At 41.7% G+C, this 21546-nt stretch carries 21 protein-coding genes and 1 other annotated feature; of the genes, 18 read left to right on the forward strand and 3 right to left on the reverse strand.

Annotation, left to right across the window (positions count from 1 at the left end):
* The first annotated feature begins 512 nt into the window (after nt 1-512).
* The 3 genes from F0342_RS17580 to F0342_RS17590 all read left to right on the forward strand — a co-directional run bounded on the left by F0342_RS17580 (nt 513) and on the right by F0342_RS17590 (nt 2501).
* Complete coding sequence (locus tag F0342_RS17580; RefSeq protein WP_149157148.1) at nt 513-1343, forward strand: sugar nucleotide-binding protein; 831 nt, start codon at nt 513-515, stop codon at nt 1341-1343.
* A gap of 152 nt (nt 1344-1495) precedes the next feature.
* Nucleotides 1496-1981 carry a hypothetical protein gene (locus F0342_RS17585; protein WP_149157149.1) on the forward strand — a complete coding sequence of 162 codons (486 nt, stop codon included), beginning with the start codon at nt 1496-1498 and terminating at the stop codon, nt 1979-1981.
* Nucleotides 1974-2501 (forward strand): hypothetical protein, encoded by a 528-nt coding sequence (locus F0342_RS17590; protein ID WP_149157150.1) that lies wholly within the window; start codon nt 1974-1976, stop codon nt 2499-2501. Before F0342_RS17585 ends, F0342_RS17590 begins: the two co-directional genes overlap by 8 nt.
* 118 nt (nt 2502-2619) lie before the next feature.
* Here the strand turns inward: F0342_RS17590 and F0342_RS17595 are convergent, their stop codons facing one another.
* A complete protein-coding gene (locus tag F0342_RS17595; RefSeq protein WP_149157151.1) occupies nt 2620-3558 on the reverse strand; it encodes a DMT family transporter in 939 nt (312 codons plus the stop codon).
* Between the two features lie 211 nt (nt 3559-3769).
* Between F0342_RS17595 and F0342_RS17600 the strand changes: the two genes are divergently transcribed.
* Both F0342_RS17600 and ileS read left to right on the forward strand, forming a co-directional pair.
* A complete protein-coding gene (locus tag F0342_RS17600; protein WP_149157152.1) occupies nt 3770-4246 on the forward strand; it encodes an Lrp/AsnC family transcriptional regulator in 477 nt (158 codons plus the stop codon).
* Nucleotides 4247-4441: 195 nt separating this feature from the next.
* Nucleotides 4442-4697, forward strand: a binding site (T-box leader).
* A gap of 51 nt (nt 4698-4748) precedes the next feature.
* The gene (gene ileS, locus F0342_RS17605; RefSeq protein WP_149157153.1) at nt 4749-7841 is read left to right on the forward strand and encodes an isoleucine--tRNA ligase; all 3093 of its coding nucleotides are present in this window, start codon (nt 4749-4751) and stop codon (nt 7839-7841) included.
* Nucleotides 7842-7968: 127 nt separating this feature from the next.
* Here the strand turns inward: ileS and F0342_RS17610 are convergent, their stop codons facing one another.
* Nucleotides 7969-8319, reverse strand: a complete 351-nt coding sequence (locus F0342_RS17610; RefSeq protein ID WP_149157154.1) for a GIY-YIG nuclease family protein — start codon at nt 8317-8319, stop codon at nt 7969-7971.
* Between the two features lie 23 nt (nt 8320-8342).
* Complete coding sequence (locus F0342_RS17615; RefSeq protein ID WP_149157155.1) at nt 8343-9089, reverse strand: DUF2087 domain-containing protein; 747 nt, start codon at nt 9087-9089, stop codon at nt 8343-8345.
* A gap of 167 nt (nt 9090-9256) precedes the next feature.
* Here F0342_RS17615 and F0342_RS25735 point away from each other — a divergent pair, with 167 nt between their 5' ends.
* The 13 genes from F0342_RS25735 to F0342_RS17680 all read left to right on the forward strand — a co-directional run bounded on the left by F0342_RS25735 (nt 9257) and on the right by F0342_RS17680 (nt 21485).
* The gene (locus F0342_RS25735) at nt 9257-9550 is read left to right on the forward strand and encodes a GNAT family N-acetyltransferase (protein WP_149157251.1); all 294 of its coding nucleotides are present in this window, start codon (nt 9257-9259) and stop codon (nt 9548-9550) included.
* A gap of 272 nt (nt 9551-9822) precedes the next feature.
* Nucleotides 9823-10338 (forward strand): MgtC/SapB family protein, encoded by a 516-nt coding sequence (locus F0342_RS17625; protein WP_149157156.1) that lies wholly within the window; start codon nt 9823-9825, stop codon nt 10336-10338.
* 501 nt (nt 10339-10839) lie between these two features.
* Entirely contained in the window at nt 10840-12117 is a 1278-nt protein-coding gene (locus F0342_RS17630) for an ABC transporter substrate-binding protein (protein ID WP_188048590.1), read from the forward strand.
* An 89-nt stretch (nt 12118-12206) separates the two neighbouring features.
* Entirely contained in the window at nt 12207-13097 is an 891-nt protein-coding gene (locus tag F0342_RS17635; RefSeq protein WP_149157157.1) for a carbohydrate ABC transporter permease, read from the forward strand.
* A 15-nt stretch (nt 13098-13112) separates the two neighbouring features.
* Nucleotides 13113-13922 (forward strand): carbohydrate ABC transporter permease, encoded by an 810-nt coding sequence (locus F0342_RS17640; RefSeq protein ID WP_149157158.1) that lies wholly within the window; start codon nt 13113-13115, stop codon nt 13920-13922.
* 11 nt (nt 13923-13933) lie between these two features.
* A complete protein-coding gene (locus tag F0342_RS17645) occupies nt 13934-14674 on the forward strand; it encodes an MBL fold metallo-hydrolase (protein ID WP_149157159.1) in 741 nt (246 codons plus the stop codon).
* 216 nt (nt 14675-14890) lie between these two features.
* Entirely contained in the window at nt 14891-15676 is a 786-nt protein-coding gene (locus F0342_RS17650) for an HAD-IIA family hydrolase (RefSeq protein WP_149157160.1), read from the forward strand.
* A gap of 323 nt (nt 15677-15999) precedes the next feature.
* Nucleotides 16000-16917 (forward strand): proline dehydrogenase family protein, encoded by a 918-nt coding sequence (locus tag F0342_RS17655; RefSeq protein ID WP_149157161.1) that lies wholly within the window; start codon nt 16000-16002, stop codon nt 16915-16917.
* A 39-nt stretch (nt 16918-16956) separates the two neighbouring features.
* Nucleotides 16957-18588: an L-glutamate gamma-semialdehyde dehydrogenase gene (pruA, locus tag F0342_RS17660; RefSeq protein WP_149157162.1), complete on the forward strand. Its 1632-nt coding sequence runs from the start codon at nt 16957-16959 to the stop codon at nt 18586-18588.
* A gap of 106 nt (nt 18589-18694) precedes the next feature.
* Nucleotides 18695-19966: a PucR family transcriptional regulator gene (locus tag F0342_RS17665; protein WP_149157163.1), complete on the forward strand. Its 1272-nt coding sequence runs from the start codon at nt 18695-18697 to the stop codon at nt 19964-19966.
* A gap of 409 nt (nt 19967-20375) precedes the next feature.
* Nucleotides 20376-20726: a VOC family protein gene (locus F0342_RS17670; protein ID WP_149157164.1), complete on the forward strand. Its 351-nt coding sequence runs from the start codon at nt 20376-20378 to the stop codon at nt 20724-20726.
* Between the two features lie 37 nt (nt 20727-20763).
* Nucleotides 20764-21087 carry a hypothetical protein gene (locus F0342_RS17675; RefSeq protein ID WP_149157165.1) on the forward strand — a complete coding sequence of 108 codons (324 nt, stop codon included), beginning with the start codon at nt 20764-20766 and terminating at the stop codon, nt 21085-21087.
* A 107-nt stretch (nt 21088-21194) separates the two neighbouring features.
* The gene (locus F0342_RS17680; RefSeq protein ID WP_149157166.1) at nt 21195-21485 is read left to right on the forward strand and encodes a DNA-binding protein; all 291 of its coding nucleotides are present in this window, start codon (nt 21195-21197) and stop codon (nt 21483-21485) included.
* The last annotated feature ends 61 nt before the right edge of the window (nt 21486-21546 follow it).

Genomic DNA, 21546 nt, shown 5'->3' on the forward strand with positions numbered 1-21546 from the left:
ACAAATTAGCTATAGAAGTGAGTGGCAGGGGCCGTATTGGCAATGGCTTGGATTGTAGGAAATAATGAGAAAGTTAACGAACAAAGGAAGTGAAAAAGGAGATTCCATGAATAATAAGGTCGAAGGCAAAATAGGTATATAGAAAGACTGTTGGTACAAGTTCCATTTTGTACTAAGCTCTGGATTGGGGCTGATTCTATGTATCGAAATAGAGATAGAAATGTGAATATCGTCATTTTATTGCTCTTTTGCATCCTTATCTTTCATATCATCCGGATCATCCTTCACGTTAAGGTTTATTTCGTATACAGCATGGGGATGGGTTATCTTTTATTTATTGGTTTAATTATTTTCCTTATTATGTTCCTATATTTTAAAAGGTGATGGTCCTCACGGAAAACGCAATTAAGAAGATTGCGTTTTTTTATTGGGCATTTAAAGGGTTTTCACAGGAGTTTAGTAGAATAAGAATCAAAGTGAGAATAGAATTTCTGTGAATGGAGGGATGTTACATGAGGAAACTACTCCTGTTCGGCGCAAGCGGATTAGTGGGGAAAGCGTTGGTGGAAGAGTGCAAAGATTCCTTTGATGTATATGGGACGTATGCAACCAGACCAGTAGATCTTCCTGAAGAAAAGCAATTTCAATTAGAGATCAGCGATATGGATAAGATGAAAGAAATCGTTCAGTCCATCAAACCCGATAGCATCATTTCATGTCTAAGAGGTGATTTCGATCAACAGGTTGAATTTCATAAAGAGCTGGCATTGGAAATCGAAAACACAGAAAGCGTACTCTATTATTTTTCAACGGCCAATGTGTTCGATGGGGATTTCACGAAGCATCATTCAGAAGAAGACATTCCTAACGCTGCATCACCTTATGGACAGTTCAAAATTGAGTGTGAAAATATGTTGCAGGAAGTTTTAAAGGAACGTGCGGTTATGATACGAATACCGCAAATTTGGGGGAAGAAGTCACCGAGATTGGATCAAATCAGAAGTGGAATTGAGAATAATTCGATCGATGTATACAGCAATCTAGAGTGTAATCATCTAACGGATGAAATACTCGCAAAACAGCTGAAATACATCATCCTCCATAAACTTAAAGGAGTTTTTCACCTTGGTGCTGTCGATATGATGACAAAATCTCGTTTTATTGAAGAATTAGTCAGCAGCCTTTCGGGCAAAGATATAAAGTTTCATTACCGTTTGCTTCAAGATACACCCGATACATATTATTTTGGATTGAAGAGCATTCGAAACGATCTTCCGGAGAGCTTGTTGAAGACGAATAAAGAAATGATAGCCGAATTAGTTAATCCAGATGGTTCATCATGAAGAAGTCTTATACAGGAAGGGAAATAACTGAAAAGATCAGAGGTGATCTCTTCGTTATTCTCCCTCTTTTTTTAGTTGATAGAGAATCACATTCACAACAATAAAAAGCAAAAAAAGCGGGAAGTATAATACGTGAAGGGGTGAGCAGGAAGATGATACTGATCTTATTCACGGCATTATTTTCACTCGTATTGTTGTACTCTCTAAAGGGTTTATTCAAAAGATTCAGGGCGATCGAAGTATTAATCCTCAGTTTAGTTAATTCCTCTTTATGCCAACACATCAATTTCAAAATCTTTTCTTCATTTGATCGACTTTCCGTTAAAGAAGAGATCATTCCCAGAGTAGTAAGTTATCTTCATTATGGGTTATTACTACCGCTCTTATTAATGTGGGTATTGTATTTCTTTCGTTCAAAGATACCAACGTTTTTTAAACTTATGATTGCCATGGTCTGGATGGGGATCGATATTGGATCAAAATATTTTTTATTACAAATAGGGGTGTTAAAATCTGAGACTGCTGGATGGTATCCAATAGTAGATGTATGTATCACAGCTGGAATTCTTCTAGTTGCTTATATTTTTATGGTTCGTTTTGCCTTTATCTTAAAAAAGGAGCTCGTTTTTGTTGACTAATATACTGAAGATTCTAGAGCCTCTGACACCTAAAACGTTCGATAAAAATGAGATTTTTGTCCTTATTATTGTTGTCCTATGCGTGTGTAGTTTGGTATTGGTCCATCATCTGGAGCCACACCTACTCCAAACAGAAATCATTGCTTTGTTTGTTTTTAACATTTTACTTGGTACAATAGGAGATCGAATCCTGGCAGAACCACCACTGGATTTTTACGACACACTCGATTATGGGCATGGGGAATTTTTTGACTCCATACTGCAAATAGTGGTATACCCCATCCCGATCATCCTTTTCATTCACTTCTATCGAAAATGGAAGCCGAGTAAGGTTGTTTATATTATATTGTATGGCTTCTTTCTTGTTGTGCTCGAATGGATTTCAGCTAAGTACTTTGACGTTTTTCAATTTAAAACGTGGAAGACATCCTATTCTTATGTTTTCTATTGTTGTGTCTTAACAGTCAATCTGATTTTTGCTGAACAGATTAAGAAATATTTAAACAGGGTCACAAAGTGAAAAAACGAAATGTTTGTATTTTATAAAAGGAGTGTTTACCGGGCTTTTTGGTTCATAAGAGGTGTCTTAATATCCGGTATGAAAAGAAGCAGTGCTAAATAATCGGCACTGCTTCTTTTTATGAAGTCTTTGCAGGTTCACTTGATAACATCTTTGCAGGGACTTCGCTCCCCTTTTCTTTGATGATACCAGGCTTGGATTTGAATAGGGAGAACAACACACATCCTGCTATGACAATGACACTGCCGACAGCTTGAAGCACATTCATCTTTTCTCCCAAAAAGACGAAGGCCAATAAGGCTGTGAATACAGGGTTGAAGTTCAAGAACAATCCTGATGTACTTGGCCCCAGGTTATTCACTCCGATATTCCATAAGACCATGCAGACAACCGTGGAAATAACGCCGGTATATAAGATTGACTGGACGAAAGAAGCATCAACATTGGTCACTCGGAACGTAGAAAGATTAAAAGGAAGAAGGATGAGAAGACCAAATAGTCCGGAGTATAAAATAGACATCATGGGAGTGACGGATTTCATTGCCCACTTACTGCAAACGGAATAAATTCCCCACATCACAACCGCAGCCAGCATATAGAGATCCCCTTCATTAAATTGCAAGGAATAGACCATCTCTACGTTCCCTTTTGATAGGACAAGCAAGACGCCAAAGAGCGAGATGAACATGGTTAACAGTTGAAATGCGTTCATCTTTTCCTTCAGAAAAATAAAAGAGATACCAGCAATGGAGAACATATTTAACGTGGAAATCAAGCCCACATTGGTGGCAGAGGTTTTTTCCAAAGCCATGAATTGCAGTGCCTGAAAAAGGGCTACCCCTGTCAGGCCCATGAAAAATAACGGCAATATCGATTGAATGGGTGGAACCAGCTTTTTTTCTTTCCACCAGACAATCGGGAACAGGCATACGATGGCGATTGCCCATCTTAATATGGTCAACGTTCCTGGGGATGCATGTTCCACAAGGGTTTTCCCTACAATGAAATTGCCTCCCCAGAGAAGACTTGTCAGTAACAACAGATAATAATATTTCACGTCATTCAGCCCCTTTTCAAAGAGCCATTGTGCACAATGACATTTCCTATAAGAATAATTTTAACATTTTACTAAAAATACAAAAGAACATCTTGTATAATGAGAATTATTCAAAATAATTGAAAGTGTGATAGATTCTAAGGATATAAAAATTCATATATACATCGTTTTACCAGTGGTTTTTGGAACAATTGAAAAGGGTGGATGGAGAATGGAATCGATTGTAAGCAGGGTTTTGGACCAAATGGATCTCAAGCTTTTGGATTTGCTACAAAAGGATGGGCAACTTAGTAATCTGGAACTGTCAAAGCGGGTCAATTTATCAGCACCAGCCGTACACGCAAGAATCAAACGGTTGGAAATGGAAGGATATATCAAAAAGCAGGTAGCGATTTTAAACCATGAAAAACTGGGCTTTGACTTATTATGCTTTGTATTTATGAGTACGAATGAACATCGAACAGAAAAACTGGAAGCAGTGGAGGAGACATTGGAATCAATGGAAGAAGTCCTGGAATGTCATTGTTTGACTGGGGAATATGATTATCTCCTAAAAGTGGCATGCAAGGATCGCAAGGGGCTGGAGCTCTTTATCAGAAGGCTGAATGAAATGGGGATTACGAAGATTCAAACGAGCTTGGCGTTGAGGGAGATTAAGGATTCTACGGTGTTGCCGATACAGGATTAATTAAGGTGACCCTCAGATCTAACGGATTAGTGATGACCGACATATGCAGGTTTCACCTTAGCCGGGTACGATCACTTGCGTTGTTAATGATGAGTGGTGAATAAATGGATGGTGTATTGTAAAATAATAACAGTATTTAGTATTGACAAATTTAACATGTATCATTTACATTTGTTGTAACATATATTGGATCACTTACATTCCATGACGAGAACGAGTAGGTATGGAATCTGTTCTACAGAGAGTTGACGATTGGGTGGAAGTCAACGTTCAGATCATATTGAATATCCTCTCCGAGAAGCAAAGCTGAAGACTTCTTAAGCTTTGACGGGTTTCCGCCGTTAAAAGGAACGCGTATGATTGTACGTTGAATGAGCGCTGTCAAATAAACTTGAAATCGAGTTTATGGATAGAATCAGGGTGGTATCGCGGGTTACAACTCGTCCCTAACATTGGTTAGGGGCGGGTTTTTTTATTTACAAAAAAATAGAGGTGTGATGACATGAAAAAGGTGAATGTAAACGAAAAGTCGGTCGAAAGAGAGCAACGGATCCAGGATTTCTGGAATTCTAATCATATTTTTGAAAAGTCAGTGACAAACCGAGAAGGGCAAAAGTCGTTCGTCTTCTATGAAGGACCTCCTACTGCCAATGGGCTACCGCATGCCGGTCACGTTCTGGGGCGTGTGATCAAAGATTTTGTCGCAAGGTATCAGACCATGCGTGGATATCAAGTCAAACGTAAGGCAGGCTGGGACACACACGGTCTCCCGGTGGAATTGGGCGTCGAAAAGAAAATCGGCGTGTCCGGTAAACAAGAAATCGAGGAATACGGTGTTGAGAAATTCATTGATGAATGTAAAAAGAGTGTTTTCGATTATGAGAAGCAGTGGCGCACCTTTACGGAGGCAATCGGATACTGGGTTGATATGGATGATCCCTATGTAACCCTTCAGAATGATTATATCGAAAGTGTCTGGCACATTCTTTCAAAGATCCATGAGAAAGGGTTGCTCTATCAAGGGCATCGGGTCGCTCCTTATTGCCCGAGCTGCCAAACCTCCCTCAGTTCCCATGAGGTAGCTCAAGGATATAAGGATGTAAAAGATTTATCCGCGACAGCTAAATTTAAGGTGGAAGGAAAAGAGCATGAATACTTTCTAGGGTGGACGACAACACCTTGGACGCTTCCTGCCAATGTGGCGCTCGCCGTCCATAAAGACGTGGATTACGTGAAAGCCAAACGGGGAGAAGAGACGTATATCCTGGCAAAGAACCTTGTAAACGATGTGTTGAGAGACGACTTCGAATTGGTCAGTGAGCATAAAGGGCACGAATTTGTAGGGATTTCGTATCAACCGCCGTTCAACTATCTCACGCTTGCAAGGGGGCATGAAGTGATTTCGGCATCGTTTGTGACCGATGACAGCGGAACCGGGATTGTTCACCTGGCTCCCGCTCACGGTGAAGATGATTACAATGCAATCAAGGAAAGTGGATTGGATTTTGTCAATATTGTCGATGAAAAAGGCTGTTATACCAACGAATTCGAGCCTCTTGCAGGAGAATTCACAAAGGACAGCGACGTGAAGATCATCAAGATGCTTTCGGATAGTAATCTTCTCTTTTCCAAGGAGAAGTATGAACACAGCTATCCACACTGCTGGCGCTGTGACTCACCACTCCTCTATTATGCAATGGAAGGCTGGTTCATCAAGACAACGGCCATAAAAGAGACCATCTTAAAGAACAACCAATCCGTCGAGTGGTATCCGGATCATATGAGAGAAGGAAGATTTGGGAAATTCCTTGAAAATATGGTTGATTGGAACCTGGGAAGGAATCGTTATTGGGGAACACCACTGAACGTTTGGGTTTGCGGGGAATGTGATCATCAGTATGTCCCGGGAAGCATCCAGGATCTAAAAGAACATGCGATCAGGGGTTGGAAGGACAATCTTGAACTTCATAAACCATATGTCGATGAAGTCATCGTGGAATGTCCGTCCTGTTCCCATGAAATGAACAGGACGAAAGAAGTCATCGATGTCTGGTTTGACAGTGGTTCAATGCCGTTTGCACAGTATCATTATCCCTTTGAGAATAAAGATTTATTTCGTCAGCAATTCCCTGCAGATGTGATTGCCGAAGGAGTGGACCAAACGAGGGGCTGGTTCTACAGCCTGTTGACGGTTTCCTCCCTCTTCACAGGGAAAGCTCCATATAAGCGTGTTTTATCACTCGGGCACATACTGGATGAAGACGGACGTAAAATGTCTAAAAGTAAAGGGAATGTCATCAATCCAATGGATCTCGTTGAAAAGTTTGGGGCAGATGCTCTCAGATGGGCATTGCTTGCAGATAGTGCCCCTTGGAATAATAAACGCTTCTCAGAAAACGTAGTCAGCCAGGCAAAATCGAAACTGGTCGACACACTGAATAACGTTCATTCCTTTTACACCCTGTATGCAGTGATTGATGGGTTCGATCCTGATCAACACGGGCATGGAAATCCATCTCTTCTCGATAAATGGGTGTTATCCCGATTGAATTCGGTCATTGAAAACGTAACTGACCATCTGGATAATTATGATTTTACCGCTGGGGCAAGGGAACTATCCATCCTGGTTGATCAGGTGAGCAATTGGTATATCCGCAGATCACGTGAACGCTTCTGGAGCGAAGGGCTGAATGAAGATAAACTGGCTGCTTACCATACATTAAATAAGGTATTAGTAAATGTTAGCCGATTGCTGGCTCCATTTACACCGTTTATCGCAGAAGATATCCACATGAACTTAACCAATATGAGCGTCCATCTGTCCGATTTCCCAAAAGTAAATCAAGAAGACATCAATCGAGCTTTGGAAACGGAAATGGATCGCGTCTTACAAGTAGTCGAACTTGCCCGATCTGCCCGTAATACGACGAATATCAAAACAAAGCAGCCTCTATCCATGCTTACGGTAGTGGGAGCGAAGGATGATACGGAATTACTTAAAAAGTATGAATATATCATTCAAGATGAAATCAATGTAAAGAATGTACAATTGCAGGACCAAGCAGGAGATTCCGTGCAATATGAATTAAAGCTGAACTTCCCGACTGCCGGCCCGAAACTCGGTAAGTTGGTAGGGCTTGTGCAGAAACATTTACAATCGTTAGATCATGAAGAAGCAAGCAAGGTTGTAGAACAAGGGCATCTTGACTTTGAGTCTCCAACCGGGGAAAAGGTATCAGTCGAGAAAGATGATCTCCTCGTTCATAAAAAAACACATAAAGGTTTGGAAATGGCTTCAAACACAACCTTCAGTGTTTTCCTGGATACAACCATCACAGAGGAACTGCGGAAAGAAGGGAAAGCCCGGGAGCTTGTTCGCGCCGTACAGCAATACAGAAAAGAATTGAATCTTGCTGTGGAAGAGCGTGTGAATCTTGTGCTGGATGTCGATGATTCAATGAAAGAGGTAGTGGAGCAGTTCGAAGATTTACTGCAAAGCAGCCTCTTAATAAAAAGCATGATGTTTGAGAAAAGAGAAAGCATGAAGGCAGTCGAGATTGATGGTGACAGCATAAGGATATTTGTAGGCGTGTGATTAACATAACCATTTTAGGGCTTATCCAAGATTGGATAAGCCCTTATTTTGTCTTGAGAATGTTGAATGCTCATAGCTAAAAAATTCTGATCGTTTTTCATGGCTGATTGTATGGTGATAACCGTACCTATTTCTGATTATATCCTCGTTCTCCATACGGTTGCAGTTTCTCCAACCACTTTTCTTCCAGCTCATCCAGAGCTTCTTTTTCAGTGACAAATGGATCATCATTCTTTTTCAGTTTTTCCAACAGCTCGAATGTAAATGCGTCTTTCCCGTACTGGTTCCATTCGGTTTGTAACGCTTTGCTGGTGGTGAATCCATTGTTTTCGAGCATGAACTTGATCCCATTCAGGGTCTTCAAGTTTTTCGTCCTTCCGATATAGATTTTATTGTTTTGCTGATTCGAGATTTGAAAGACACCTGCTTCAACCGGTGTTTCTTTATACTGTTGTTTTAACTCTCTTTTACGATCCATGGTTTAGACCTCCTGTTAGTTCTTTACTTCTTTAACCAGTACTTGCTTCCGTCGGATTTACGGTCTATAAACCCATATTCAATGAGATATCTTCGGATGAGCACATAATCGTTATAAATGCCTTTTAATATTTGATTTAATTCTTTTTCATCGTACATATCGTCTTTCTTTAACTGTTTCGAAATCTCACGAAGAATGACCAGCCTTTGCTTTTCCTTTGGGGGAAATTTCGACATTACTCCGTCAGAGAAGTACTTCTTCACGATTTGATCTTGTTCGGTCTGTGTAATATTGTACCGGTCGTCCACCATGGTGGCTGTTTTATGAACAGGGACAAACGTCGGCGCATTATCGTCTTTTTCTTTTAGCAATTCCATCATGGTCAGGAAGGTCTTGGCTTGACGCTCCTTTTCTTTTAAAGCAAACCGGTGATGACGGATCGTGGACGCACTTCCGATTTCCAATTCTTCTTTGATTTCTTTGTCATTTTTCCCTTGATAAAAGAGGGTCAATAAACGTTTTTGGTGATCGGTAAGACCCGTGAGCTTTTTATCCATTCCAATTAAATAATCAAATACAGATAGGTGCGTACGTTCAATGTGAACACCCATATATTTTTCTGCTAGGTAAAATTTATCTTCGTTAGGATAGACCATGCCTTTTTCAATGATCTCTCCGCACATAAGACAAATATAGGAATCTTCTTCTTCTATAAAACCCCTTTTCATTTCTTCCAAAGAGGCACTCCAAAACAAGTCGGAAAGCTCCATTCCTTAACACGTCCTATTCTTTTTATCTTCAACAGATTAATTATTATTGTGTAAACGAATTTAAAATATGTTTGTTAGTTTATAAACATAATATAAAAGTGTTTGTTATTTGTCAAATAGGGTGTTAATGTTCATCCATTTAAGTATTAGGTGATCACAGTCTCCAAATAGATCGATCAGCAGACTTACCCAAAGTTCAAGACCAGGCGGTAGGGTTCATTGCAACCGATCAGGAGACTGATACAATCGGGTATATCATTCAAGTGGGTGTGATTCCGGAGTGGCGGGGAAAAGGGATCGCTGCTGTATTGATTTGCAAATGCTTAGAAGACCTCCGACAAGATGGTATGAAATCCGTCGTCCTCCACGTGAACCAAAATAATCCCGGGGCCATAAAGCTTTATGAACGTATAGGATTTAAGACTGTCCGGAAAAGAGGCACGTTTAGAATGACATCTTAGGGTATTCAGAATGGAAGGATACGCTTATTTTTGCTGTATTTTAAGGAGAGAATAATGAGAGTAGAGTCTAAGTCTTTCAATTGTGTTAGAAATAAGATTGAAATCAAGAAATAAGTGGTGTACGATGTAAAGAATATTTTAAGATTGCCACTTGGTAGAAAGAAAAGATGAGATACCCATGCAGCGAACAATATGATTTTTTCACAGTAGGTGAAGAAATCCAGCATTCGTTTTGTGGAGAGGTCTCTTTTTCATTTAAGGAGGAGGCCGACATGCTACATTACATAAATGAACTAGCGGACTTTTTCTGGCAGCATGATATTTATTTCCGGATCGTGGTGAGTGCGGTATTGGGATTCGTCATCGGATGGGACCGGTCCGCGAAGAACAAGCCCGCTGGATTAAAAACATATACGTATGTGTCAGTGGCATGTACGTTGATCACTATCGTATCGATTGAAGGCGCAGAGATGCTCAGTCAGCCGGATAGCGGAAAAATGATGGATCCCTTCCGTCTGGCTGCCCAGATCGTATCAGGGCTCGGATTCTTAGGTGCAGGAGTGATCCTGAAAGATGGACTGCGGGTGAAGGGACTCACTTCCGCTGCGATGATTTTCTACGTGGGGGGCGTCGGAATCGGAATTGGAGCAGGGTTTTATTCGATTGTCATCTTCGCCACCCTCGTCACGTTCATCATGACGAGGATTGGAAATTTCTTTGAAGAACGGGAGATTAAAGCCATGAGCCTGCCGAAGATGCGGAAGAAAAACGAGGAAAAAGAAGATTAAATAAAGGTTGCAGCTGGAAGTGATGAGGGAGCTTCAACTGTTGTTATTTTAGGTTTCCTCCACAAAGTATAGTATTTTGACAACTCCCCATACTAACTTTAGGGAGGATGAAGGATGCCTAAAATGGAAATGTGCCTAAAAGAAAATATAGAAAGATAGGACCAAGACCATACAACAGTCAGTAGAATATCAGGAATTTTTAAAGGGTAACTTTTAGCATACGTCCATTCTAATACAGCTATCGCAGCTGTATTTTTTTATGGAAATTTCAATCGTCAAAGGGATTTCGGATATTATTGTTTTGTAAAAAAAATGAAATCTCATTGCCAACTTTTAGTTAATATTGTATTATTGTGAATAATCAGACATATATATTAGACAGGTTATCGTCTAAGGGTAGAGATGCGGAGAATCCCTGTGACCAATGAAATGCATGACACTTATTTGTGATGCAGTTTATTGTTCATGGGTTTTTTTATGAAAAAAAGGGGAGGAATTGGCATGAAAGTCAAGGTTTTATCATTCGTTTTAGTGTTGATGGTCGTTCTTGCCGGATGCAGCAGCAGTGAAACCGGGGGAGATGAAACGACTGAAATCGATTTCTGGTTCCCGGTAGCGGTTGGAGGGGATGTAGCGAAGATCGTTGACGGGTTTGTGGCGGATTTCGAAGAAGAGAATCCTGACATCAAAGTGAATGCGAAATACGGGGGCAGTTATGCTGAAACGATGACGCAGGTCATGGCATCTGCACAAGCTGGGAATTCACCTGAGCTTGCTGTCTTATTCTCCATCGACCTATTTACATTGCTTGAGAATGACCTGATTGAGGAATTGACACCGATGTTTGATCAAGAGTATTTGGATGATTTCTATGATGGATTCATGGCGAACTCATCCATCGGCGATAAGGTGTACAGTTTGCCATTCCAGCGGAGCACGATCGTCCTTTACTACAATAAGGACGCGTTCAAAGAAGCAGGACTGGATCCGGAAGCCCCACCTGAAAACTGGGATCAGCTGGTGGAATACGGGAAGAAGCTGACGAAAAATGGAGGAAAGGACCAGTGGGGACTTGAAATTCCGAGTACTGGCTACCAGTACTGGATGTTCCAGGCTTTAGCGCTTCAGACTGGAGACAATATCATGTCTGAAGATGGAAAGGAAGTACATTTCAATGCCCCATACTCAAAAGAAGCAATGGAATTCTGGTTATCCCTTGGGAAAGAACATAAAATCATGCCGGAGGGTGTCATTGAATGGGCGACGGTTCCTTCTGATTTCCTGAGTGGAAAAACGGCGATGATGTATCATACGACAGGTAACCTGACCAATGTGAAGAACAATGCGGACTTTGATTTCGGTGTGTCCTTCCTGCCGGCCAACAATGATTATGGTTCCCCTACTGGAGGAGGAAACATTTACTTGTTCAAAGATCTTCCAAAAGCGAATAAGGAAGCGGCCATTAAGTTTATGAAGTTTCTTACAGAACCTGAGCGTGTTGCCCAGTGGTCAATCGATACAGGATATGTAGCCACTAGCGAATCTGCTTATGAGACGGACTTGTTGAAGAGTTATGTAGAGGAGTTCCCTCCTGCACTGGTTGCCCGCGAGCAGCTCGAGTACGCAGAAAGTGAACTTGCAACCTATCAAAATGGTGAGGTGCAGAAAATCTTCAATGATCATATTCAATCCATCTTAACAGGGCAAAGCCCGGTTGATGAAGGATTGGAAAACGCACAAGAGAAAGCAGAAAAAGTGTTGGAGCCTTTCCAGGAATAAGATTGAAGCAGAATAATGAAGTGAGTGAAGCTCAAGTGAGGATTGTGCTGACTTGAGCTCCTACTTCACAAGAAAGGTGGGGCCGATCAATGACAACGAAACAAAGAAAACTCAGTTCCGGGACGAGAAATAATCTGTTTGCCTACGGGCTGCTGTTTCCTTCTTTCATATTTTTGAGTTTGTTTACGTTTTACCCGACACTCAAATCGATCCAGTTAAGCTTCTACAGTGGCCCGATGACCAGGTTGCAATTTTCGGGAATTGAACAATATAAAGGAGTTTTAGAGGATGAGATATTCCGGAAGGTCATCCTGAATAACATCATCTTCATGATCGGAACTGTGCCGACAAGTTTGTTCCTGGCGATGTATCTTGCCATATGGTTGAATAAGAAAATGGCTGGAAGCTCTTTGCTTCGTACGTCATTTTTCTATCCGACCATCGTTCCGTTGATTGCAGTAGCAAATATTTGGCTTTTCATCTACACACCGCAGTATGGATTGCTCGATAACTTTCTGCATATGTTCGGCCGGGATGACACGAACTGGCTGGGGGACCCGAATACCGTCATGATCGCGATGATTGTCATGATCATATGGAAAGATGCCGGTTTCTTCATGATTTTTTATTTGGCAGGTTTGCAGAATCTACCGAGGGACGTGTATGAAGCGGCTGAGATGGAAGGGGCGAAACCGTTCCAGATGTTCCGTCATATCACATTCCCACTGCTGATGCCGACAACGCTGTTCGTCATGATCGTGGCGATTACGAATTCATTCAAAAACGTCGACCACCTCTACATAATGACTAAAGGTGGACCGGATAATGCCAGCAATCTATTACTCTACCATATCTATGAGGCAGCATTCACGAACTGGGATCTTGGCAAAGCCGCGGTGCTGACCGTGATTTTGATCGTCATCATGCTGGGTATCACAGCATTCAATTATTTGTACCTTGATCGGAAAATCCATTATTAAGGAGGGGAAGATCTAATGAAAAAATTGAACTATGGAATCATTATTGTTTTAGGAATTATTTCATTCATCCCCCTCCTTTGGGTCTTCATCACCTCTTTCTCTCCCGGGAATCAAGTGATCAATGGAGGCTTTCCGTTCTGGGTCTCGAATCCAACGGTTGAAAACTATGTCAATGCGTGGAAGACTGCACCATTTTTGCAGTATTACTTTAATACGTTCGTCATCGTTTCTGGGGTATTGATTGTTCAGTTAGTCACCGTTACGCTGGCGGCCTATGCGTTTGCACGGGTGAATTTCAAAGGGAAAAATGTACTGTTCATCCTGTTTCTTCTGCAGCTGATGATCCAGCCTGAAATTCTGCTGTTCCCGAACTACCAGGTGATCAGCCAGCTCGGGCTCGTCAATACAAAGCTTGCCGTCATGATGCCGTATTGGGCTTCTGCATTCGGGGTATTCCTGATGCGCCAGACGTTCAAGCAGGTCCCGTACGATCTTGATGAGGCTTCAAAAATGGACGGATGTAAATGGTATCAAACCCTGTGGCATGTTTACATTCCATCGGCGAAACCAACCTACATCGCATTTGCCTTGGTATCGGTCAGCCACCATTGGAGCAACTTCATGTGGCCTTTGATCATCACGGATTCCGTCGAGTCCCGCCCTTTGACCGTCGGATTGGCCCTCTTTGCACAATCATATGAAACCGGGGCACAGTGGGGAATGGTCGCTGCTGGTACGGTAATGGTCATCATGCCTTTAGTACTTGCGTTCTTCCTTTTTCAAAAACAATTCGTATCAAGCTTTATGCACTCAGGAATTAAATAGGTGGTGATGAGATGGACATTCATTTCTTAGGAACGGGGAGCGCGTATCCTGGTTCCGAACGGGACAATACATCAATCTGTTTCTCGAATGATGATTATCATGTGCTGGTCGATGTCAGCGGCAATCCTTGCAGGAAGCTGAAGCAATTTCAGGTAAATTTAGGGGAGCTCGATGCAGTGGTGTTCACCCATTTTCATATTGACCATATTTATGGGTTGCCATCCTTGCTGTGGGGGATGTGGCTGGAAGACAGGAAAAAGCCGTTAAGGATTCTATGCGATTATCGAAATGAGAAAAAGCTTCAGGGGTGGCTCTCGACGATGGAAGCAGATCAGTGGCCGATTACCTTTTCAGTTAAGATTGAGACATTTGATGGTGATCGAGTAAGTGAACTTCTTTCTGGCGGTGGAATGAGCTTTTCCTGCTTTAAGGCACTTCATTCTGTTCCTACTGTCGGGTTGGAAGTACGATGTGCCGGACGGGTGCTCGTATATTCCAGCGATTCGGAAATCAACGCACGGATTGGTGAGTATGATCATATAGATATGTTAATCCATGAAGCGACTTCCGCCCGTAAAGTGGTAGGCAACCACAGCAGTCTCGTTGAAGTTGTAGAGAAGTATGATGTAGAAAGAATCGGGAAAATCGTTCTCGTTCACTTATCTGACAAAGAACCGTATGAAGAAGAGGTGGAGAAGCTCAGGACTTCAAAGCTCATCATCGGCGAAGATTTGATGACACAACACATGTAAATGAAGAGGTACAAGGATAAAGATGAGGAGATTCCTTGGGTATGACGAAAATCCAATTGTTCAATTGGAGAAATCGTCATGCTCAAGGAATTTTTTATTGTAATAAGAGAGATTAACTTGAATTTGGGAATTGGCCAGCTTCAGCGCCTAGCCCCTCGAGACGTTGCGGGGCTGAACAAGCGCTTACGCTTTTCTAATTGGATGGAGGGGGTACAGATGAAGAATCTAAAGGGGTATATTTTTGACTTGGACGGGACCGTGTATCTCGGTAAGCAACTGATTGAGGGAGCAGACTCTACAATCAACTCACTTCTCGCTGAAGGGAAAAAGGTGCTGTTTCTGACCAATAAGACCATTGAATCACGTCAGCGCTATGTGGAAAAGTTGCTTGGATTCAATATACAGGCTAACCTTGAGAACATTTTAAATCCGACGGTTACACTGATTGACTATTTACGGGACCATCATCCCCATGCGACGTTGTATGTGATTGGTGAACAGCCCATCAAGGATGAGTTGGCACATGCAGGATTCCGGGAAGGAATGACACCTGCTGAGGTTGATATCGTCGTCCTGTCATGGGACCGGGATTTTCATTACGACCATTTGAATTTTGCCTACCAGTCGATCAAGCTCGGTGCGAAGATGATTGCGACCAATCCAGACAGAACCTGTCCAGTAGAGGTTGGCGATGTGCCCGACTGTGCGGGGATGATTGGGTCGGTGGAAGGGGTTGTCGGAAGAAAGATTGATGTGCAGGTTGGAAAACCATCTATCCTGACCATTAAAGCAGCACTGAAGATATTACAACTGGAGCCGGAAGAATGCGTCATGATCGGTGATCGCCTGGAAACGGATATCCGGATGGGGATTGAAGCTGGGATGAGAACGGCGCTTGTGCTGAGCGGGATTACAACGGAGGAGGATTTAAGGGGGACGGTTTGGACGCCGGATTATGTATTGGAGTCGGTTAAGGATTTATTGTCGGAAAAAATGATATAAGAATAGTGCTAAGGGGGGACGGTTCCTACTCTACTTTTTGGGGAATGGTAGAGACGGAACTGTCCCCACTCTGTCATCCTCATTGTCGAATTTTGTAGAACGGCATGTAAATCCTGGATATGGCACATAACCATCCACAACCACACTAACACCCCTCTTTTGTGTATCCACCATAAATCAACCCGCAAATGTTTGTGGCTCGAGCACGTTGTTTCCCAGCCAGTATTCTCGCTATAATTTACTTAAGATTTACATTTCTTCGTTTAATCACCTCGGGCTTGAGGTAACAGTCACTATAAGAAGTATAAGGAGGTGTTGTAATCATGGAAGCAATCAGTAAGCGTTTTTTCTTGTTTCTTTCTCACAATAAGGCATTGGATAAGATGGCCAAACGGTGGGGGTCAAGATTTGGGGCTAACAAGCTTGTGGGTGGAGAGACCTTTGTACAAGCGATTCCATTGATTACTCAATTGAACGAGGAGGGATTCCAGGTTACGGTCGATCATCTTGGTGAGTTCGTCGATTCCACAGAGGTGGTGCGGGAGAATGTCCAAGGATGTATCCAGAGTATCAGTGCCATTGCCTATCATGGGCTGGAGACTGAAATCTCTGTCAAACTGACTTCCCTGGGATTGGATATCAGTCAAGATCTTGTCACGGAGAACATGGAGTTGATTCTGGCGAAGGCAAAAGAAAGCGGAATCACGGTCACTCTCGATATGGAGGATTCCTCGAGGTGCCATGCCATCCTTGACGTTTACAAGAAGCTCCGTCAAAAGTACGACAATGTGGGGACGGTGATTCAATCCTATCTCTATGTTTCAGAGAAGGATGTGGATGATCTCAATCAGTATTCCCCTTATTTGAGGCTTGTGAAGGGTGCATATAATGAATCGGGTAAAGTGGCGTTCCAGGAGAAGAAAAAGGTGGATGAGAATCTGAAGCATCTCATCAAGAAGCAGCTCTTGAACGGCCATTATACAGCGATCGCAAGCCATGACGAAGCGATCATCGATTACACCATCGGATTAGTGAAAGAACACAATATCCCGAATGACCGCTTCGAGTTTCAAATGCTTTACGGAATGCGGAACCAACTGCAATCCGAATTGTTAGAAAAAGGATACACCGTCCGCATTTACCTGCCATATGGCGAGGACTGGTTCGGGTATTTCATGCGACGTCTGGCGGAAAGGCCGGCAAACATCGCATTTGCATTAAAAGGAATCTTCAGCAAGTAACATCCAGACAGAATGTAATCAGAAAGGAATGTGAAGAGAATGAGTAACGGAATTTACAACATCCCAACACCTACAAATGAGCCCGGCAATACTTATGCCCCAGGTACGAAAGAAAGAGAAACGTTAAAAGCTGAATTAAAACGCCAATCTGGTATCGAGGTTGAAATCCCGGTCATCATCAATGGCGAAAAAATCAAGACAGATACAGTGAAGCAAGTGGTTATGCCTCATGATCACAAACATGTGTTGGCTAACTTCTCACAAGCAGGTGAAAAAGAGCTGCGCGATGCAGTAGAAGCGGCAATGGCTGCGAAAGAATCATGGTCCAATATGCCATGGCAACACAGAGCATCCATTTTCTTGAAAGCGGCTGACTTAATTTCTGGTCCATACCGTGACGTCATCAATGCGGCTACGATGTTAGGTCAATCCAAAACAGCGTATCAAACGGAAATCGATGCTGCACAAGAATTAGCTGATTTCTTACGCTTTGGCGTGGATTATGCAAATCAAATTTATCAAATGCAGCCGGACAGCATGAAAAATATTTGGAATCGTTTAGAATACCGTGCATTAGATGGTTTCGTACTAGCGATCTCTCCATTTAACTTCACAGCGATCGGTGGTAACCTGCCATCAGCTCCTGCGATCATGGGGAACGTAGTTGTTTGGAAACCGGCCACAACGGCTATACTATCAAACTACTACTTTATGCGTATTCTGGAAGAAGCTGGACTGCCTAAGGGCGTTATCAACTTTGTTCCTTCACGTGGTTCACAAGTGTCAGAAGTCGTATTAACAGACCCACGCATGTCCGGATTCCACTTCACTGGATCAACAAGCGTGTTCCAGACGATTTGGAAAACAGTAGGGGAAAACATCACAAACTATCAATCGTATCCTCGTTTAGTTGGGGAAACAGGTGGTAAAGACTTTGTCTTTGCACACGAAACGGCTCAAGCAGACAAAGTAGTCGCTGCACTTGTTCGTGGTGCATTCGAATACCAAGGTCAAAAATGTTCAGCAGCTTCCCGTGCCTACATCCCTGCAAGCATGTGGGAAGAAGTGAAAAATGGTGTAGTGGAAGAAACTTCTAAGCTTAAGGTAGGGGATGTAAGAGACTTTAGAAACTTCATGGGTGCGGTCATTGATAAAGCTGCCTTTGATTCCATCACAAGCTACATCGACTATGCGGCTGATTCTGAAGAAGCTGAAATCATTGCCGGTGGTACGTATGATGATTCTGTTGGATACTTCGTTCAACCGACTGTCATCGTAACAACGAATCCAAACTTCAAAACGATGACCGAAGAAATCTTCGGACCGGTATTAACGATTTACGTATATGAAAATGAACAATTAGAAGAAACTCTGACTTCAGTGGATACAGCTTCCATGTATGCATTAACGGGTGCAATCTTTGCACAGGATCGTGAAGCGATCATGCACTTGGAACGACGTCTTTCCGGTGCAGCTGGAAACTTCTATATCAACGATAAACCAACCGGTGCGGTGATCAACCAACAACCATTCGGCGGTTCCCGCGGTTCTGGTACAAACGATAAAGCAGGCTCTATTTTCAACATGATTCGTTGGACCAGTCCTCGTATCATCAAAGAAAACTTCGCGCCAACAACAGACATTACCTATCCGTTTATGGATGAGGAATAAATCAAACACGACAAGCTCTCCCAACATGGGGGAGCTTTTCATTTTTTATTGGGGGATTTAACGCTATAATAGGAATCATAAATCCTCGTGGAAAGGTAAGATTCCTATGGAAGCAATTGATGTAATCCTCCAAACAGAAGATATTCATAAAGCAACGGAATTGATCAGTTCAAAATTAGGCAATCCCGTGATCATCGAAAACAAAAATTTTGAACTGATTTCATACAGTTCCTCTTCTAATAAATTCGATCAAACACAGCAAAAGACGATCCTCACGAAAAAATGTCCGGTCTTCATCATCGATCGACTGAAAAAGGAAGGGATCGTACACCAACTCGAAAAACATTCTGATCCGATCCGGGTGCAAGCGATGGAAGAGTTAGGGTTCCACCAACGTGTCGTCATTGCCGCAAAGTACCTGGGAAACACGATGGGATATATTTGGGTTCAGGAATCCAGCCGTCTTCTCGAAAATGAAGAGCTTGCTTTCCTTGAAGAAATCTCGCCTCACCTAGGAAACCTGATCAATGATATGTACGCAAAGGTCAATATTAAAAAGGATAGAAAAGAAGAAGTATTATGGCACCTCCTCCAGCACGAGTATGGAAGTGAAAGCCAACTCCGCCATGATGCATCCCTTGTCAAGCTGACACTTCCGGAACGGTTCACAGTAGCGGTATATTCCATCACATCGCCGCAATATAAGTCAATGCTCGACCAACTTGAGAAACTGGTCCAGGAATCCAGTTTCCAAACAAACATTTATTCGTTAAGAACGGAATACCAAGTGATCCTCGTTCTCTACGGCAAAGCAGAGACACCGTCTTCTTCCCTGGAATTAGCAAGAGACCTTGTTGAAAAAGTAAAAGAGCAAACAGGCGAGGAAGAATTCTACCACTTCCTGATCGGGATCGGGAAGGAATACACCACGTTATATCAAATGAGAAAGAGCTTCTTGGAAGCGTCAGAAGTCATTGAAACGGCTAACTTCATCAGTCCGCGTCCGGAATCGATGCCGCGGGAATTTGCTCAATTGGGCATTTATCGGTACTTGCCAACTCTCTATGAGAAAAACACTTCAAAGGATTATTACAGTGATGATCTGTTATTGTTGATTAAGAATGATGTGAAGAAACAGACAGACCTTCTTAAGACACTTGAGGTGTACCTGGCGAATGATGGGAAGGGTAAACAGACCGCCAATGAACTGTTTATCCATCCGAACACGTTGAATTATCGGATCAAAAAAATACAAGAGCTGACTACGATTGATTTTAATGATTTTAATATGAAGGTGTATTTGTATACGGAATTGTTGTTGCTCAATAATGTGGAGGCTTATTATCAGAGGTATAAGGATGCTTTGAAGGGGATTTGAACATCATAGCCTGGTAAAAAAATTATTTCAATGGGGTATGTATTGTGAAGAAGGATGTAAATGTAGGATATCCGAAGAAATAATTATGATGAAATGTTTTAATCCATGTTCAAGGTACAGAGTGTTATTAATTCAAGCGGTTGGCTATATAGCAACCGCTTTTTTCATTTTTTCATTTGTAGAGTGTGTAGAGAGGGGACGGCTCCGTCTCTACCTTTTCCTTTCTACAATTCCCCCTGAAAGCCAAAAAGTAGAATAAGAACCCTCCCCGGTTTGCAGGTTGTTATGCTGTTAAAGGGCCATTTACTTGAGTAATGGAAGGTATTTATAGGAAGAAAATAGAAGGTAATAGTGTCAATAAATCTTGAGTTTCCATAATCGATCGGAACATTTACAGGAGGTTATTTTAATGAAAAAGAATACTGGTGTAACATTTCAAGTAAGAATATCTGACTTTGAAGTAGGTATGAAATGGTATAAGAAGCTTTTCAATAGGAAGCCTGATTTCGTAGCTCACGAAGACTTTGCAGAATGGGAAATCATTCCTAATACTTGGTTTCAGGTCGCTAAGGGGCAACCGACAATAGGGAATGGTCCTTTGAGACTAGGAGTAGAAGATATAAAAGCCGAAAGAGAACGACTTATGGAAGTACTGAATTTAAAAATTGAAGAAATTAATACAAGAGAAGGCGTACCAGCTGCATGGTGCTCTTTTGAAGATCTTTACGGGAACAAGATTGGTTTATATCAAGAACTTTAATTTGATGCCTATTTATTGAAAAATGGAGGGGATGAGGATGTTTGTAAAAGTATATCAGTACCACATTCAAAAAGAAAAAGAAGAAGAGTATTTAAGCATTCAAGAAAAGGCTGGAGAAATTTATGCGAAGTATTTAGATTTTCATACACTTTATCTAAAGAGCAAAGAAAGTGACACAAAATGGTTAGAGATTACTTTTTATAAAGATCAAGATGCATATAATAGAAGTATTGAAATCATAAATAAACAGAGAGAAATTCAAGAGCTTTTCAATTCTTTTCAATCTGTTCTAGTTTCTGAAAAAAGTGAGATTATTGAAGAGGATTTTCTGAAAATAAAAGAAAAATGTACTTTTAAATAAATTTCGTTCTTCAATAGGGGCAACTGCAGGTTATTGGAGTATGAAACTTTAAATAGGTCATTATCGTAACAATGTAGGCAAGGGTTTATTATTAGGAGGTTTATATAATGGATTTAATGTGGTTAGCAATTGGAATGGTCGGTGCAGCGTTCTTTATAGCTGAAGGATTAAAGAATTTTAATAACCCAAATGGAAAAAGTCTTATAGAAAAGTTGGATGAGGATGATGAACACGAACTTATCAAAGAGAGTGATGTACACCATTTTATTGGTATATCGAAAGAAGATGCAAGAGTGTTACTTCAAGAACATCCAGATGTCCCCCATCTTAAGTTAAATGGCAATGTATATTATCCCAAAACTAGACTACGACAATGGTTATTGAGTATAGGGGATTAGCTGAGATTATTCTAGTAAGGGGACTTTGAGTTTAACCTCAACTACTTTAAGTATTTTCTGC

The organism is Bacillus sp. CH30_1T, assembly GCF_008364765.1.
GTDB lineage: Bacteria > Bacillota > Bacilli > Bacillales > Bacillaceae_B > Rossellomorea.